A 17,637-nucleotide genomic window follows, 5' to 3' on the forward strand; every position below is an offset into this window, starting at 1 on the left:
AGGATTCTGGCTATGAAAACAGATATCGAAATCGCGCAGGAGGCGGTAAAGCTTCCAATCAAAGAAGTTGCAGAGAGTTATGGTATTGTTGAGGATAATCTGGAACTGTATGGCAAGTACAAGGCAAAGATCACGGATGAACTGTGGCAGCAGGTAAAAGACCGTCCGGACGGAAAACTGGTTCTGGTAACTGCCATCAACCCGACTCCGGCAGGAGAAGGAAAGACTACCACAAGCATCGGCCTGGCAGACGCTCTTACAAGACTTGGAAAAAAGACCATGATCGCACTTCGTGAGCCATCTCTGGGACCGTGCTTCGGTATTAAGGGCGGTGCCGCAGGCGGTGGATTTGCCCAGGTGGTTCCGATGGAAGATCTGAACCTTCATTTTACCGGAGATTTCCATGCCATCACTTCAGCCAACAACATTCTGGCAGCACTTCTGGATAACCACATCCAGCAGGGAAACGCACTTCAGATCGACACAAGACAGATTCTCTGGAAACGCTGCCTGGATATGAACGACCGTGTGCTGCGCAATATCGTTGTCGGCCTTGGCGCGAAGGCAGACGGTGTGGTGCGTGAGGATCACTTTGTGATCACCGTAGCTTCCGAGATCATGGCAATCTTATGCCTGGCCAACGACATGAATGACTTAAAGAAACGTCTCGGCAAGATCATTGTCGCATATAATTATGCCGGAGAGCCGGTTACCGCAGCACAGTTAAACGCAGTGGGTGCCATGGCGGCCCTGTTAAAGGACGCGATCAAGCCGAATCTGATCCAGACTCTGGAGCATACCGGTGCACTGGTACACGGTGGACCGTTTGCAAACATTGCCCATGGCTGCAACAGTGTGCGCGCTACCAAGACAGCCTTAAAGCTGGCAGATGTTGTGATAACCGAGGCTGGCTTCGGTGCGGATCTGGGTGCAGAGAAATTCCTGGATATTAAATGCCGCAAGGCAGACTTAAAGCCGGATGCAGTAGTTCTGGTTGCAACTGTGCGTGCGCTGAAGTACAACGGCGGAGTGCCGAAGACGGAGCTTTCCGCAGAGAACCTGGATGCCTTAAAGAAGGGTATTGCGAATCTGGAGAAGCACATTGAAAATCTGCAGAAATTCGGTGTGCCGGTGGTAGTCACCTTAAACTCCTTTGTGACCGATACGGAAGCAGAGTATACGTTTATCCGCGATTTCTGTGAGGAGCGCGGCTGTGAGTTCGCCCTTTCTGAGGTATGGGCAAAAGGCGGAGAGGGCGGAGAAGCTCTTGCCCAGAAGGTTCTGGATACCCTTGCAAATAAGGAGAGCCATTACCATGCCCTGTACCCGGATGAGATGAGCTTAAAGGATAAGGTAAAGACCATTGCCACCGAGATTTACGGCGCAGATGGTGTTTCCTACGCACCGGCTGCCTCTAAGGCGCTGGCGCGCATCGAGGAGATGGGCTTTGGCAATCTTCCGGTCTGCATGGCCAAAACCCAGTATTCTTTGTCTGACGACCAGACCAGGCTGGGACGTCCGACCGGCTTTACCATCAACGTACGTGATGCCTATGTATCTGCAGGCGCCGGTTTTGTGGTAGTACTGACGGGTGCTATCATGACGATGCCGGGACTGCCGAAGAGACCGGCAGCAGATGGCATTGATGTAGATGAAAACGGCATGATCACCGGATTATTCTAATAATAGAAGAAGGATCCGGCAGGCGCTGGTATCATAAGGGCCATGCCGGATCTGTTGACTGAGAAAGGATAGGCAAGAGTATGACGATAAAAGACTGGTTAGAGGGACTTTCCTATAAGCTGGTCCAGGGAAGCCTGGACGTGGAAGTAAATGAAGTTGTGTACGACTCCAGAAAGGCAGCTCCGGGCGCAGTGTTTGTCTGCATGAAGGGCACCAAGATTGATTCCCATGATTTCATTTATCAGGTGACGGAGGCAGGCGTAAAGGTGCTTGTGACCGAGCATCCGGTGGAAGCACCGGAAGGCGTGACCGTCGTGGAAACCGAAAACGGAAGAGAGGCGCTGGCTCTTTTATCGGCTGCCCGCTTTGGCTATCCATCACGGAAGCTGACTATGATCGGGGTGACCGGAACCAAGGGAAAGACCACCACCACCCATATGATCAAGACGATTTTAGAGACATCCGGCAAAAAGACCGGCATGATCGGAACCAACGGTGTTTATATCGGGAAAGAGCATTTTCCGACGGTGAATACCACACCGGAGTCTTACGATCTGCACCGCTATTTCGCAAAAATGGTGGAAGAGGGCTGTGAGTGCTGCGTGATGGAGGTTTCCTCCCAGGCCATGAAAATGCACCGTGTGGCCGGAATCCATTTTAACTATGGTCTGTTTACAAATATTTCCCCGGATCATATCGGAAAAGATGAGCATGCGGATTTTGCGGAATATTTGTATTATAAGAAACAGCTGTTTTACCAGTGCGACCGTGCCCTGATCAATGTAGATGACGAGCATATTGAGGAAATCGTAAAAGATATTCCGTGTCCGTGGACCGGCTTTGGCCTGAAGGCGGGCGCAGGCTTCCAGGCAGAGAATATCCACTATGTCTCCGAGCCGGATTTTGTAGGTGTGGAATTTGACATCAAGGGTGAGCACCAGATCCCGGTACGCGTTAGCATTCCGGGCAAATTCAATGTATACAATGCGCTGGCAGCTGCGGCCGTTACCCTTTGGGTAGGCGTACCGGCAGAAAAGCTGCAGCATGCTCTCGAGCATCTGAAGATCAATGGCCGTATGGAGATTGTATACACCTCTGAAAAGTGCTGTGTGATCGTGGATTACGCGCACAATGCAGTCAGCATGGAGAGTCTCCTGGCAACGCTGCGTGAATATCATCCGAAGCGTCTCGTTGTGGTATTTGGCTGCGGAGGAAACCGATCCAAAGACCGCCGTTACTCTATGGGAGAGATTGGCGGCCGCATGGCAGATCTGTCCATCATAACCGCAGATAACTCCCGCTTTGAAAAAGTCGAGGATATCATTGCGGATATCCGCGGCAGCATCGAGAAGACCGGTGGAAGCTTCCTGGAGATTCCGGACCGGAAAGAGGCCATTGCCTACAGCATCACACATGCAGAGCCGGGCGATATGATCGCTATCATCGGTAAGGGCCATGAGGATTATCAGGAAATTAACGGCGTGCGTTACCCGTTCCTGGACCGCGCCGTGGTGGAAGAGGTTGTGAAGAACCTGTAGAAAAGAAACAGAAAAGAGATCCGGAAATGGAAAATATAACGGTTAAAGATATCGTGGCTGCCACAGGCGGCCGGCTTCTGTGCGGCAATGCGGCCCAGAAGATCGAACATTTGAGCATTGATTCAAGAACCATGAAAGGAAATGACCTGTTTGTACCGCTGATCGGAGAAAAGGTGGATGCTCACCGCTTCATCGGGCAGGCATTCGATACAGGCGCAGCAGCGGTTCTTACTTCGGAGCATGAAAGCGCAGCGGATACAGAGCATGCGTGGATCCGGGTTGCAGATACCAAAAATGCGCTGCAGGATATCGGACGTTATTATCGCAGCCGGTTAAGCCTGCCGCTGGTAGGCATCACCGGAAGCGTGGGAAAGACGACTACCCGTGAGATGGTGGCGGCAGCACTTTCCGCAAAATATCAGGTGTATAAGACACCTGGCAACTCTAATAGCCAGGTAGGTGTGCCGATCACCCTGTCTGAGATTACTTCAGCCGATGAGATCGGTGTGCTGGAGCTTGGCATGAGCATGCCGGGGGAGCTGACAGTCATTGCAAAGATCGCGCAGGTGGATATGGCGGTAATCACCAATGTGGGAATTACGCACATTGAGCAGTTGGGAAGTCAGGATAATATCTATCATGAGAAACTGACGATCCAGGATGGTCTGAAAGAAGGCGGCATTCTCTTTTTAAATGGAGATGACCCACGCTTAAAGGAGACCAGAGCCAAGGACGGCTGCAGAACCGTATATTACGGAACCGGAGATAATTCCGAGTACCGTGCGGAGGATATCCGCAGCGAGGACGGATATCCGGTATTTACTGCAAACTGCCGCGGAGAAAAATATATGGTGCGCTTAAGCATCATGGGACGTCATAATGTACTCAATGCCATGGTGGCTCTGGCCGTGGCGGATCTGAGCGGAGTTCCGCTTTCCGGTGCAGTCAAGTGCCTGGCTGCTTTTACCGGTTTTCAGAACCGTCAGCAGGTCATGCAGAAGCATGGCATTACCGTCATTGATGACACTTACAATGCAAGCCCGGTTTCCATGAAGGCAGGACTGGAGGTTCTCGAGGCAACGGCAAAGGGACGCCGCATCGCAGTGCTTGCAGATATGAAGGAACTGGGGCCGGATTCTCCGAAGTTCCACTATGAGGTAGGAAGCTGGATGAAATCCCATCCGGTGGATATTCTGTTTACATACGGGGAACTGGCGGAGCAGATTGCCCGGGGCGCAAAGCGGGCCGGAATGAAGGCGGAGTATATCCATTTCGAAGAAAACCGTCGTGATGCGCTGGCGGAAGCAATCAGGGCAAAGCTGCAGCCGGGAGACTGTGTCCTTCTAAAGGGGTCAAACAGCATGAAACTCGGAGAAGTGGCTGCAAAGCTGCTGAAAGATTAAAACAGGCAACAGACAGGAGCAGATATGGCAGATCAGTATGCCAGCATCATTATAGATATTTCCCATGAAGACGTAGACCGGGTATTCCAGTACCGGATCCCGCCGGCACTTTTGCCGGAGATCCGGGTCGGGGTGCAGGTCTGCGTCCCTTTTGGTTCAGGAAACAGAACACGAAACGGCTATGTGGTGGAACTCACCGACCGACCGGATTATGATAAAGAGAAAATAAAAGAGATCATCAGCGTGACCGAAAAGAGCATCACCGCGGATACCCGGCTCATTGAGCTGGCCTGGTGGATGAAAGAGCAATATGGCTCTACCATGAATCAGGCGTTAAAGACGGTACTTCCGGTGAAGAAAAGGGTGAAGGCACGGAATAAAAAAATAGTGGAGACTGTGGCGGAGCAGGAAAACGATCCATCACAGTGCAGTCAGGAGGTTCTTCTGAATCCGGAGCAGCAGTCCATTGTGGATGATTTTATTACTGCCTATGACTCCGGAGACCACAGACCATGTCTCATCCATGGTGTCACAGGCAGCGGCAAGACAGAAGTCTACATGGCCCTGATTGACCATGTGCTGCTGCAGGGAAAGCAGGCCATTGTGCTGATCCCGGAGATTGCCCTGACCTATCAGACCGTGAGCCGCTTTTACAGCCGCTTTGGAAACCGCATCTGTGTCATGCATTCCAGGCTTTCCGCAGGAGAAAAGTGTGACCAGTTTGAGCGGGCCGCAAAAGGTGAGACGGATATTATGATCGGCGCACGGTCAGCGCTCTTTACTCCCTTTCCCAATCTGGGACTCATCATCATAGATGAGGAGCATGAGGGGGCATACAAGAGTGAGACTACGCCGCGTTATCATGCGCGGGAGGTGGCGGAAAAGCTGGCACAGCTAAGCGGCGCGGCCCTGGTGCTTGGTTCTGCAACACCGTCGGTGGAGGCGTATTTTAAGACAGAGGACAAAACCTACCGGCTGTTTACGCTCGCAAAACGCGCAAAGACCGGAAGTGAGATGGCGGCAGTGGAGGTCGTGGACCTGCGAAAAGAAATGGAAAACGGAAATAAATCCATATTCAGTGAGCGGCTCCAGGAGCTGATCCGGGACCGGCTGGAAAAAAAAGAGCAGGTCATGCTGTTTATTAACCGGCGCGGCTATTCCAGCTTTGTCTCCTGCAGAAGCTGCGGCGAGGCTGTGAAATGCCCTCACTGTGATGTCTCCCTGACGCTGCACAACCGCCAGCGGCTGGTGTGCCATTACTGCGGCTACCAGATCCCCATGCCAAAGCTGTGTCCGAATTGCGGATCTCCGTATCTTGCGGGTTTTGGTATTGGTACGCAGAAAATCGAGGAAATGGCGGCACAGATGTTTCCGGAGGCAAGGCTTTTACGGATGGACCTGGACACCACCTCGAAAAAAGGCGGTCATGAGAAAATCTTATCTGCTTTCGCAAAGGGCAGGGCAGACATTCTCATCGGCACCCAGATGATCGTAAAGGGACATGACTTTCCGGGAGTGACCCTGGTAGGCGTTCTGGCAGCGGATGTATCTTTGTATGCGCCGGATTTCGAGGCGGCAGAGCGTACCTTTCAGCTTCTGGTCCAGGCGGCAGGGCGTGCCGGGCGGGGCAGGAAAGCTGGGATTGCGCTGATCCAGACCTATATGCCGGAGCATTACAGCATCCAGACGGCGGCAGCCCAGGACTATGCAGCCTTTTACCGTCAGGAGATGGGGTACCGGAAGCTGATGCATTATCCTCCGGTCTGCCATATGCTGTGTATGCAGGTAGCCGGAGAAGACGAGGAGCTTATGAGCCGGATCATGGACGCCATCGCGCAATCTGTACAGAAACATTTCGGAGAAACTGCCGAGATCATCGGTCCGGTTTTTGCTCCTGTATACAAAGTTCATGATATCTACAGAAAAATTTTATATATGAAACATGAAAACTATGATATACTAATAAAAATCCAGAAGTATGTCAAAATGCGCTGGGATGAAACAGAAAGCTGCAAAAAACTGACGCTGCAGTGCGATTTCACATAAATGCGATACAGAAAGGACAGAGATAAATGGCAATCAGACAGGTAAGAACCATCGGAGACGATATTTTAAGAAAGGAATGCAAACCGGTCAAAGAGATCACCCCGCGTGTTGCGGAGCTCATTGAGGACATGTTTGAGACAATGTACGAGGCCAACGGTGTTGGTCTGGCAGCACCGCAGGTGGGTATCTTAAAGCAGATCGTGGTCATGGATGTGGATGACGGCAATCAGTATGTACTCATCAATCCGGAGATCATCGAGCAGAGCGGAAGCCAGACCGGTCAGGAGGGGTGCCTGAGTGTGCCTGGAAAGGCAGGCATGGTAACCCGCCCAAATCATGTGGTAGTACGTGCATACGATGAAAACATGGAGCAGTTTGAGTTAGAGGGAGAGGAACTGTTAGCCCGCTGCATCTGCCATGAGTGTGCGCATCTTCACGGACAGCTCTATGTAGATCTGGTAGAGGGCGAACTGATGGATACGACTGTGGAACCGGAGGAAGAATAATTTATGAGAATCATATTTATGGGAACACCGGATTTTTCGGTGCCGACATTAGAAGCGCTGGTGGCTTCCGGGCATGAGGTTGTAGCAGTAGTCACCCAGCCGGATAAGCCGAAGGGCCGAGGAAAGGAGATCCATATGTCTCCGGTCAAGGAATGCGCCCTGCAGCATAACATCCCGGTTTACCAGCCGGTGCGTGCAAGAGATGAGGCGTTTGTGGAAGAAATGCGTGCATTAAACCCGGATGCCATGGTTGTGATCGCCTTTGGCCAGATCCTTCCAAAGTCCCTTTTGGATCTGCCGAAGTATGGCTGTGTGAACATTCATGCGTCCCTGCTGCCGAAGTACCGCGGAGCAGCACCGATCCAGTGGGCAGTCATTAACGGCGATAAGGAGACCGGCATTACCACCATGATGATGGATGTGGAGATGGATACCGGTGATATGCTCGAAAAAACGGTTGTAAAGCTGAATCCGGATGAAACCGGGGGAAGCCTCTTTGACCGGTTAAGCCTCCTGGGCGGCAGTCTGATCCTTTCTACGTTAGGCAAGCTGGAAAAGGGGGAGATTACCCCGCAGCCGCAGGATCATGAAAAGGCAACCTATGTAAAGAAAATTTCCAAATCCATGGGAGATATTGACTGGACCATGGATGCGGTTTCTATCGAACGTCTGGTGCGCGGCTTAAATCCGTGGCCGAGCGCGTTCACAAGATGGAATGGCAGAATGTTAAAGATCTGGGAGGCGAAGGTGCTTCCGGATCCGGCTGTGAAAGCCCCCTGCGGCAGCGTGATCAGTGCCGGTGAGGAGGGCCTGAAGATCCAGACCGGAAATGGCGTGTTATGTGTCACCAGCCTTCAGCTAGAAGGAAAGAAGCGGATGGATACCGCTGCATTTTTACGCGGATACCAGATCGAACCCGGCTGTATCATGGAAAGGAGTGAGTAGTCATGTACGGTGGCTATGGTTACTACGGGCTGGGCTACAGCCTGTTTGATCCGACAATGATCCTTGTTTATATCGGTGCCCTGTTATCACTGTGGGCATCATCCAAAGTGAACAGTACGTTCCAGCGCTATTCCCGTGTGCGCAGCATGACCGGGATGACCGGCGCGGAGGCAGCAAAACGTCTGCTGCAGTCCCAGGGCATCTACGACGTGACGGTCCGGCCGGTGCGGGGACAGCTTACTGATCACTATGATCCGCGGACGAAGACGGTCAATCTGTCGGAGTCTGTTTACGGCAGCACATCCATCGCAGCCGTTGGCGTGGCAGCCCATGAGTGCGGACATGCCATTCAGGACAATGTGGGGTATGCGCCGCTGCGCCTGCGTTCCGCTTTTGTGCCGATCGCAAACCTTGGCAGCAAAATTTCCCTACCCCTCATCATCCTGGGCTTTTTTATCGGACTGACTCCGTTCATTGAGATTGGTATCTGGATGTTTGTGCTGGCTGTATTATTCCAGATCATCACCCTGCCGGTAGAGTTCAATGCTTCCTCCCGTGCGGTGCAGCTGGTGGACAGCCTTGGCATTCTCCGGGGGGACGAGGTAGATGGCACCCGGAAGGTGCTGGGTGCAGCAGCGCTCACCTATGTGGCAGCCGCGGCTGCTTCCATTTTACAGCTTGCGCGGCTGATCATCCTGTTTGGAGGACGCAGACGAAATGACTAAGCAGAGTGGCCCGACGAAGGAGCGGGAACTGATCCTGGATATTCTTATGGAGATCCTGGAAAACGGCGGTTACAGCCATGTAGTATTAAAAAAAGCACTGGATAAGCACCAGTATCTGGAAAAACAGAACCGTGCGTTTGTCACAAGAGTTGTGGAAGGAACGATCGAGTATCTTCTCACCATCGATGCAGTGATCGATCAGTGCTCCAAAATAAAAGTGAAGAAAATGAAACCGGTGATCCGCACCATTCTCCGTATGTCTGTGTACCAGATCTTACAGATGGACCGGATCCCGGACAGTGCAGTATGTGATGAGGCGGTGAAACTTGCGGTAAAACGGAAGTTCCACGGCCTGAAAGGTTTTGTGAACGGTGTACTGCGCACCATTTCCAGGGAAAAGGAAACTTTTGTTTTCACCGACTGGTCACGAAAGTATTCCATGCCGGACTGGATTATTGAACTGTGGAAACAGCAGTACCCGGCAGAGACTGTGGAGCGCATGATGCAGGCATTCTTAGAGGAACGCCCGACTTGCGTACGCTGTAATCTGGACCGGGCTTCCATGGAACAGATCCTCGCGAGTCTGGAACAGGATCGTGTCACTGTACAGAGGAATCCGCTGGCAGAGCATGCCCTGCTTCTTTCCGGTTACGATTATCTGGATGCCGTTAAGGCCTTTCGGGAAGGCTGGATCACAGTGCAGGATGTGAGTTCATCCTTTGTGGGAGAGGCGGCAGATCCGAAATCCGGAGACAGGGTTCTGGATGTGTGCGGAGCTCCCGGCGGAAAGAGTCTGCATATTGCGGATAAGCTCGCCGGAACCGGAGAGGTCCTTGTCCGCGATTTAACGGAGCAGAAGATCCTTCTGGTGGAGGATAACATCCGCCGGACCGGATTTACCAATATCCGGGCTGAGGTGTGGGACGCACTGGAGGAAGATCCGTCCTGGGATGAGCAGGCAGATATCGTAATCGCGGATCTCCCGTGCTCAGGGCTCGGCATCATCGGCAGGAAGCCGGATATCAAGTACCAGGTGACAAAGGAAGACCTGGAAGAACTGGCAGAACTCCAGCGGGACATTCTATCTGTAGTCTGGAAATATGTTAAGCCGGGCGGAAAGCTGATCTACAGCACCTGTACCATCGATCATCTGGAGAATGAAGATCAGAGAAACTGGATTTTAGAAGCGCTTCCGTTTGAACCGCTGAGCCTGGAAGGAGCGTTTGGAAGCCAGGTGGCAGAAAAAACCATGAAAGACGGATATATTCAGCTTCTTCCGGGCAGATACCCATGCGATGGGTTCTTTATCTCCGCGTTCCGGAGAAAGGAGTAGCAGATTATTATGGAAAAGCTAGATATCAAATCCCTGACTCTGGAGGAGCTGACTGAGGCCATCCGGCAGATGGGAGATAAACCATTTCGGGCAAAACAGATTTACCAGTGGCTTCATCAGAAGCTGGTGACGGATTTTGATGAGATGAGTAATCTGTCCAAGCCGCTGCGCGAAAAATTAAAAGAACAGTTTACGCTGACTGCACTGTATCCGGCAGATGTGAAAATCTCCCAGATTGACGGCACCCGCAAATATCTGTTCCGTCTGGAGGACGGCAATGTCATTGAGAGTGTGTGGATGCAGTATCATCATGGCAACAGCGTTTGTATATCCTCTCAGGTAGGCTGCCGTATGGGCTGCCGCTTCTGTGCTTCTACGTTGGACGGTCTTGAGCGGAACCTGACAACGGCAGAGATGCTGGACCAGATTTACCGGATCCAGACGCTGACCGGGGAACGAGTTTCCAATATCGTGATCATGGGTTCCGGAGAACCGCTTGACAACTATGACAATGTGATCCGTTTTCTACGCATGATCTCAGATGAAAACGGGCTGAATATCAGCCAGAGAAATATTACGCTCTCAACCTGCGGTATCGTGCCGAATATCTTAAGGCTGGCAGAGGAGAATATCCAGATCACCCTGGCTTTGTCACTGCATGCACCGAATGACGAGGTGCGAAAGACTCTGATGCCGATCGCAAACCGCTATAGCTTAAAGGAAATCCTGCCGGCCTGCCAGACCTATTTCGAGAAGACCGGCCGCCGTCTGACCTTTGAGTACAGTCTGGTAAGCGGCGTCAATGATAACCTGGATGAGGCAAAGGCACTTACATCCCTGCTCAAAAACATGCACGGTCATGTCAATCTGATCCCGGTCAACCCGATTAAAGAGCGGGATTACCGCCAGTCAGACCGGAAGGCGATCGAAGCGTTCAAGTCTTATCTGGAGAAGAACGGCATCAACGTGACAGTCCGCCGGGAAATGGGACGCGATATCAATGGCGCCTGCGGCCAGCTGAGAAAGAGCTTTCTGGAAGAGGAAAGCAAAGGAGGGATCTGAAGCATGGAGGCATATGCACTGACAGATGTAGGTCAGAAGCGGAGCATGAATCAGGACTCTGTCTACGCCCGCACAAAATCCATTGGATCCCTGGAGAATCTGTTTATTGTGGCGGATGGCATGGGCGGACATCAGGCAGGGGATTTTGCTTCCAACTTTGTGGTGGAAAATCTGGTCCGTTTTTTTGAAACGCCGTACCCGGAACGGGATGTTCATGGAATTTTAAAAGAGGGGATCCGGAAGGTAAACCGCGATCTATATGAGTGTACCAGCCGGGATCCGAAGCTGAACGGAGCCGGAAGTACCCTGGTGTTGGCTACCATCAAGGGTAGCGTGCTTTATGTGGCAAATATCGGAGACAGCCGTCTTTATCTTCTGCGGGAAGCACTCGAACAGATCACAAAAGACCATTCCTATGTGGAAGAACTGGTTGCCATGGGAAAACTAAAGCGCGGCAGCCGGGATTATCTGGAAAAGAAAAATATCATCACCAGAGCTGTAGGTGTCAGCGCGCAGGTCGATACAGACCTGTTTGCGCTGAAACTAAAGAGTGGTGACCAGATCCTCATGTGCTCGGACGGGCTGAGCAATATGGTGGATGAACTGGAAATCGAATATATTATTCGTTCCGAGGATGGAGTAGAAAGCCGGGCAAAAGCCCTGGTGGATGCAGCAAACCGCAGCGGCGGACTGGATAACATTTCGGTTGTTCTTGTGGAACCGCAGATAAGTGAGGTGAGCTTATGATACTGAGACCCGGAACATTTTTGCAGGACCGCTATGAAATCCTGGAGCAGATCGGCTCAGGCGGCATGTCTGTGGTCTACAAGGCCAAATGTCATAAATTAAATCGTCTGGTGGCCATTAAGGTCCTGAAGGAAGAATTCTGCAACGACAGCAGCTTTGTCAGCAAGTTTAAGATGGAAGCCCAGTCTGCTGCCGGGCTTTCCCATCCGAACATTGTCAGTGTTTACGATGTTATCGATGAAGGAAAGCTTCATTACATAGTCATGGAGCTGATCGAGGGAATTACCCTGAAAAGCTATATCCAGAAGAAGGGGCGGCTGGAAATTAAAGAGACCATCGGCATTGCCATTCAGGTAGCACAGGGCATTGCGGCGGCACATGAGCAGCATATCATTCACCGGGATATCAAGCCGCAGAATATGATCATTTCCCGGGATGGCAAGGTGAAGGTGGCAGATTTCGGCATTGCAAGAGCAGTGTCGGCACAGACCATGACCTCCTCGGCCATGGGATCGGTCCATTATATTTCACCGGAGCAGGCCAGAGGCGGCTTCAGTGATGAGCGGAGTGACATATATTCCCTTGGAGTGACCATGTATGAGATGGTGACCGGACGTGTCCCCTTTGATGGAGACAATACGGTGGCCATTGCCCTGGCGCACCTGGAGGATGCTGTGGTGCCGCCCAGTGTTTACAATCCGGAGATTCCAATGAGTCTTGAACGGATCATACTGACCTGTATGGAGAAAAAACCGGAACGCCGTTACCGCAGTGCCCAGGAGGTGATCACAGATCTGCGGGCAGCACTGATCTGGCCGGCATCCGAGGGCGGAAACCGTCCGGCAGATGCCGAGGAACGTGCCTTAAATGGCGAAACGGTTCAGATCAGCAGTGAACAGCTGTCTCAGATCAAGCAGTTTCGGCGTCCGGAGCGCATGGAGCAGGAACACCGGGAAAATTATGACCGGGAGGCAAAAGCTGCCTGGGACGCTTATCAGGAAGAAAACAGTCAGGGAGAAGACAATCAGGAAGAACCGCTGCCAGCTCAGGGGAGAAAGTCGTCTAAACCTTACAGACCGCAGGCAAAACACCGGAAACGGAACGAGGAGGATGACCAGGCGAATCCGCATATTGAGCGGCTTTTGGCAGGTGCAGGTATTGTTGCTGCCATTGTGGTGGTAGCAGTGCTGATTGTGGTATTCTCAAAGCTCGGCGCTTTCTTTAAAGCGGGAAGCGGAATCCTGGGAAATTCCCAGACAGAAAGCAGCCAGGCAGAGGCCGGGGAACTGATCTTAAAGGATACGGAAGTCAACATGCCATCCGTACTGGGACTTTCTGAGAACATGGCAGAGAGTACCCTTAAGGAGCATTCTCTGACCATGAAACGAACCTATGAATATTTTGATGATGTTGAAAAAGGCATTGTGGCCAGACAGGATCCGGAGGCAGGAACTGTTGTGTTAAAGGGTGGCCAGGTGAATGTGGTGATCAGCAACGGCACCGACAAGCTGGAGCTGAGCAAGCTTGGCATCACGGATCTGGATCAGACTACCGCAGTCAGCTTTCTGGAGAGCAAAGGACTGAAGGTCCAGGTGGTGGAAGAGGAAAACGAGAACATCAAGGCAGGAACCGTCATGCGGTATGAGCCGGAGCTGGTGGCTGATGGTGGTACGGTCTATCTGTATGTCAGCAGTGGTCCGCATGTGGATAAGGTCCCGGCCCCCTATCTGGTAGGCAAGTCGGAGGAAGAGGCCATTGCGCTTCTGGCGGAGAATGATCTGATGCCAGGCAATACATCCACCCAGTCCAGCGATACGGTGGAAAAGGGCTCTGTCATCAGCCAGTCCGTGACATCCGGCACTCAGTTGGCAAAAGGAAGCAAGATCGATTATGTGGTCAGCAGCGGTCCGGAGGTGAAGCATCAGCGTTATGTAGCGTCCATCAATCAGGTATATGATTTAAGCAGCCTGATCGGACCGGGAGCCGGAAGCTCCAGTGTTACCATTCAGATCCGCCTGCACCAGGGAACTGCGGATAATCCGCATTACAAGATTCTGACCCAGTCTACTACCATCAAGGGCGACGTGCTCCTTCCGGTCAATTTCACAAGCATTGAGAGCATGGACGGGACGGATCAGGGAACCCTGGAAATTGTAGATGTGAATTCCGGCGCGGTCATTAAGACTTACCAGCTGACATTCTTCCCGATGGATTAAAAAGGATCATATATATGACAGGAAAAATCATTAAAGGAATCGCAGGCTTTTATTATATCCACGACGGACATGATAAGGTATATGCCTGCAAGGCAAAAGGAGTTTTCCGCAACCGGGGCATCAAGCCGGTCGTGGGAGACAACGTGGAATTTACGGTGCTGGACGAGACAGCCCTGGAGGGAAATATCGATAAGATACTTCCACGGAAAAATGTGCTGATACGTCCGGCATCGGCCAATGTGGACCAGGCACTGGTGGTTTTTGCAATTACCCAGCCGGATCCGAACTTTAACCTGCTGGACCGTTTTCTGATCATGATGCTGGCTCAGGATATTCCTGTGACCATCTGTTTTAATAAGACAGATCTGGAAAACGGGGCAAAGCAGCAGGAGTACAGAAGCATTTATGAGCAGGCCGGATATCCGGTCATGTTTGTCAGCACGTACGAGAAATCCGGTGTGGAGGCTGTGCGGGATTATCTGCGCGGGAAGACCACGATCCTGGCCGGTCCGTCCGGTGTGGGCAAATCGTCCCTGACCAATCTTCTTCAGCCGGAGGCAGCGATGGAGACCGGAAGCATCAGCGAGAAGATTAAGCGTGGGAAACATACCACCCGTCACGCGGAGCTTTTCTGTGTGGAGGAGGATACGTATCTCATGGATACACCGGGATTTTCTTCTATGTATCTGGAAGAGATCGAACCGCAGGAACTGAAAGATTATTTCCCGGAATTTGAAGCTTATGAGGCGGAATGCAGATTCCAGAGGGACTGCGTCCATATCGGGGAGCCGGTGTGCGGCGTGAAAGCGGCACTGGCTGAAGGAAAGATCAGTCAAAGCCGGTACGACAATTATGGGCTGCTATACCAGGAATTGAAGAACCGCAGAAAATATTAAGAGAGAATCAAGGAGTAACACATCATGTACATTTTAGCACCATCCATTCTTGCAGCAGACTTTGGAAATTTGAGAAAGGAAATTCAGACTGTGTCCGAGGCAGGCGCCCAGTACATCCACATTGATGTGATGGACGGTATGTTTGTGCCGAGCATTTCCTTTGGCATGCCGGTCATTCAAAGTGTCCGTTCCTGTACGGACAAGGTTTTTGACGTTCATATGATGGTGGAGGAGCCGGGACGCTATGCGGCTGATCTGAAAGCAGCAGGTGCAGATCTCCTCTGTGTACACCAGGAAGCTTGCCGTCACTTAGACCGCACCATCAACCAGATCAAAGAACTTGGCATGAAGGTGGGGGTGGCCTTAAATCCGGCTACTCCGGTGGAAACCCTTTCCTGTGTCCTCGATCAGGTGGACATGATTCTTCTTATGTCCGTGAATCCGGGATTTGGAGGGCAGAAGTTTATTCCCTATACCCTAGATAAGATCAGAAAGCTGCGTGCTATGTTAAATGAACGCGGCCTGCAGAACGATATTCAGGTAGACGGCGGTGTGGGTCTTGGCAATGTCCGGGAACTGATGGATGCAGGAGCTAATGTCTTTGTGGCAGGCAGTGCAGTGTATAAGAACGATGCAGCGGCTAATGTAAAGGCATTTTTAGAAATCTTTCATGAGGAAGCAAACAAATGAGAAGATGTCTGATCATAACGGGCGGAAAGCTGGACCTGGCTTTCGCCCGCTCCTTTTTGGAGAAAGAAACATTTGATAAGATCATTGCAGTGGATGGCGGTCTGAAAGCCGTGAAAGAACTGGGGCTGGTGCCGGACTATATTGTCGGGGACTTTGATTCTGTATCAAACGAGATACGGGAAGAATTCCGCCAGTACCCGTTTATTGTATGGGAGCAGCATAAGCCGGAGAAGAATGAGACAGACACAGAGCTTGCAAGAAACCGGGCTCTGACCCTTTCCTGTGATGAAATCGTGTTCCTGGGTGCTACCGGTGGCCGTATTGACCATATGATCGGCAACATCCATGCACTGAAAACCTGTATAGAGCGGGGAATTGCCGCTTATATCGTGGATGCGCAGAATCGTCTGAGCCTGCTGGATGGTGCCCGTACCTTTTCCAGGGAGACGCAGTGGGGAAAATATGTTTCTTTTGCTCCCTACACGGAAGAGGTGACCGGAATTACACTGACCGGATTTAAGTATCCGCTCAAGGATAAGACCATTTACCGTGGTGAAGAAGTGGGGCTTTGTATCAGCAATGAGATCGCGGAGGATACCGCTGCAATTACCCTGGAAGAGGGCATTCTGATCTGTATCGAATCCCACGATTAAACTGGACTGGCTAAAAATATTAAAACTGGCTATTAATATCATTCCACTTGCGTGATATGATAAGCGGCATACAAAGACTGCCTGAAAAATCTGAGGCGGTCCTGTGTCCTACAAAAGCAGCAAGGAGAATGATTATGAAAAACAGAGAAAACGACAAAGTATACAAGCTGGTGCTTACAGCGCTGATGGCGGCCCTGTGTTATGTGGCCTTTACATTCTTAAAAATTCCGATCCCGACTCCGGGCGGTGATACTACGGCACTGCATATCGGCAATGCATTCTGTGTTCTCGCAGCCCTGCTTCTTGGCGGCGGCTACGGTGGTGTGGCAGGTTCCCTGGGGATGACTATTGCGGATCTTCTGGATCCGGTGTATATCACCAGTGCTCCGAAAACCTTCATCCTGAAGCTCTGCATCGGTCTGATCGCAGGTTTTGTAGCACATAAGATCGCACACATCACAGAGGATCATGACAGCAGATATATCATGAAGTGGTCGTTGATCGCATCCGTTGCAGGCCTGGGCTTCAACGTTGTTATGGATCCGATCGTCGGATATTTCTACAAGAACTATATTCTTGGTGTAGAATCCTCCGCAGCAAAGATCATGGCAACCTGGGCAGCAGGAGCAACCCTGGTCAATGCGATTGTCGGAACCATTGTAGTTGTAGTGGTGTATATGGCAGTGCGACCGGTATTGAAAAAAGCAGGACTATTCATGAAAATCAAATAAAAATATTGAGACGGAACCACTAAAAGGTCCGAAGTTCCGGAAACCGCGTACAGAAACGCAGAAACGGTGGAATTTTGCGCTTTGTTCACTGCGCCGCCTATTGTCAAACCTGCGACCCAAACTCGCACGCGCTGCGTGCTCAAACAAGGGTCTCCGGTCTGACGCTATGCTCGCTCACAAAGCAAATTCCAATGTTTCTGCTTATTCTGTACGCGCTTTCCGGAACTTCTACCTTATTGGCTCCGTTACGATAATTAAAACCGTGCAACCATAAGGATACTGACCAAGGCGGCAGTTACGTGCCGGCAGAGCCTATTTGGATTGCTTGATTAGCCCATACCTGGAGAAAACAGACACGTCAAGGTCGCGTGAGCGCTTGTTATAACCTTGATGTGTCCGTTTTTTTCAGGTATCCTATGGCAACAATCGTAAGAGGTTTAAACCAATACCTTGTGCTTGCGTG

15 protein-coding genes are annotated in these 17,637 nt (G+C 51.4%); all 15 read left to right on the forward strand.

What is annotated here, in order from left to right; all coding sequences use genetic code 11:
• Positions 1-12 precede the first annotated feature (12 nt).
• The 15 genes from ACMP1L_RS02525 (at position 13) to ACMP1L_RS02595 (ending at position 17,174) form a co-directional block, all read left to right on the forward strand.
• Positions 13-1,683 carry a formate--tetrahydrofolate ligase gene (locus ACMP1L_RS02525; RefSeq protein ID WP_418451926.1) on the forward strand — a complete coding sequence of 557 codons (1,671 nt, stop codon included), beginning with the start codon at positions 13-15 and terminating at the stop codon, positions 1,681-1,683.
• Between the two features lie 80 nt (positions 1,684-1,763).
• Positions 1,764-3,221 (forward strand): UDP-N-acetylmuramoyl-L-alanyl-D-glutamate--2,6-diaminopimelate ligase, encoded by a 1,458-nt coding sequence (locus tag ACMP1L_RS02530; protein WP_118733082.1) that lies wholly within the window; start codon positions 1,764-1,766, stop codon positions 3,219-3,221.
• Positions 3,222-3,247: 26 nt separating this feature from the next.
• Positions 3,248-4,624: a UDP-N-acetylmuramoyl-tripeptide--D-alanyl-D-alanine ligase gene (locus ACMP1L_RS02535; RefSeq protein WP_118733081.1), complete on the forward strand. Its 1,377-nt coding sequence runs from the start codon at positions 3,248-3,250 to the stop codon at positions 4,622-4,624.
• A gap of 24 nt (positions 4,625-4,648) precedes the next feature.
• Complete coding sequence (priA, locus tag ACMP1L_RS02540; protein WP_177304239.1) at positions 4,649-6,670, forward strand: replication restart helicase PriA; 2,022 nt, start codon at positions 4,649-4,651, stop codon at positions 6,668-6,670.
• 26 nt (positions 6,671-6,696) lie between these two features.
• Positions 6,697-7,176 carry a peptide deformylase gene (gene def, locus ACMP1L_RS02545; RefSeq protein ID WP_418451927.1) on the forward strand — a complete coding sequence of 160 codons (480 nt, stop codon included), beginning with the start codon at positions 6,697-6,699 and terminating at the stop codon, positions 7,174-7,176.
• Between the two features lie 3 nt (positions 7,177-7,179).
• Positions 7,180-8,121, forward strand: a complete 942-nt coding sequence (fmt, locus tag ACMP1L_RS02550; RefSeq protein ID WP_118733078.1) for a methionyl-tRNA formyltransferase — start codon at positions 7,180-7,182, stop codon at positions 8,119-8,121.
• 2 nt (positions 8,122-8,123) lie between these two features.
• Entirely contained in the window at positions 8,124-8,846 is a 723-nt protein-coding gene (locus tag ACMP1L_RS02555) for a zinc metallopeptidase (RefSeq protein WP_118733077.1), read from the forward strand.
• Complete coding sequence (rsmB, locus tag ACMP1L_RS02560; protein ID WP_118733076.1) at positions 8,839-10,179, forward strand: 16S rRNA (cytosine(967)-C(5))-methyltransferase RsmB; 1,341 nt, start codon at positions 8,839-8,841, stop codon at positions 10,177-10,179. The genes ACMP1L_RS02555 and rsmB overlap by 8 nt, the downstream gene beginning before the upstream one ends.
• 9 nt (positions 10,180-10,188) lie before the next feature.
• Positions 10,189-11,241 (forward strand): dual-specificity RNA methyltransferase RlmN, encoded by a 1,053-nt coding sequence (gene rlmN, locus ACMP1L_RS02565; protein ID WP_373244629.1) that lies wholly within the window; start codon positions 10,189-10,191, stop codon positions 11,239-11,241.
• Positions 11,242-11,244: 3 nt separating this feature from the next.
• The gene (locus ACMP1L_RS02570; RefSeq protein WP_418451928.1) at positions 11,245-11,988 is read left to right on the forward strand and encodes a Stp1/IreP family PP2C-type Ser/Thr phosphatase; all 744 of its coding nucleotides are present in this window, start codon (positions 11,245-11,247) and stop codon (positions 11,986-11,988) included.
• On the forward strand, positions 11,985-14,204 hold the full coding sequence (gene pknB / locus ACMP1L_RS02575; RefSeq protein ID WP_118733073.1) for a Stk1 family PASTA domain-containing Ser/Thr kinase: 2,220 nt from the start codon (positions 11,985-11,987) through the stop codon (positions 14,202-14,204). Before ACMP1L_RS02570 ends, pknB begins: the two co-directional genes overlap by 4 nt.
• A gap of 14 nt (positions 14,205-14,218) precedes the next feature.
• Positions 14,219-15,100 carry a ribosome small subunit-dependent GTPase A gene (rsgA, locus tag ACMP1L_RS02580; protein WP_177304244.1) on the forward strand — a complete coding sequence of 294 codons (882 nt, stop codon included), beginning with the start codon at positions 14,219-14,221 and terminating at the stop codon, positions 15,098-15,100.
• Between the two features lie 21 nt (positions 15,101-15,121).
• Positions 15,122-15,790 carry a ribulose-phosphate 3-epimerase gene (rpe, locus tag ACMP1L_RS02585; RefSeq protein ID WP_475544510.1) on the forward strand — a complete coding sequence of 223 codons (669 nt, stop codon included), beginning with the start codon at positions 15,122-15,124 and terminating at the stop codon, positions 15,788-15,790.
• Positions 15,787-16,443: a thiamine diphosphokinase gene (locus ACMP1L_RS02590; protein ID WP_118733070.1), complete on the forward strand. Its 657-nt coding sequence runs from the start codon at positions 15,787-15,789 to the stop codon at positions 16,441-16,443. The genes rpe and ACMP1L_RS02590 overlap by 4 nt, the downstream gene beginning before the upstream one ends.
• A gap of 134 nt (positions 16,444-16,577) precedes the next feature.
• Positions 16,578-17,174, forward strand: coding sequence for an ECF transporter S component (locus ACMP1L_RS02595; protein WP_177304245.1), 597 nt, complete (start codon positions 16,578-16,580; stop codon positions 17,172-17,174).
• The last annotated feature ends 463 nt before the right edge of the window (positions 17,175-17,637 follow it).

The organism is Ventrimonas sp., from assembly GCF_048380235.1.
Classification (GTDB): Bacteria; Bacillota; Clostridia; order Lachnospirales; family Lachnospiraceae; genus Brotaphodocola.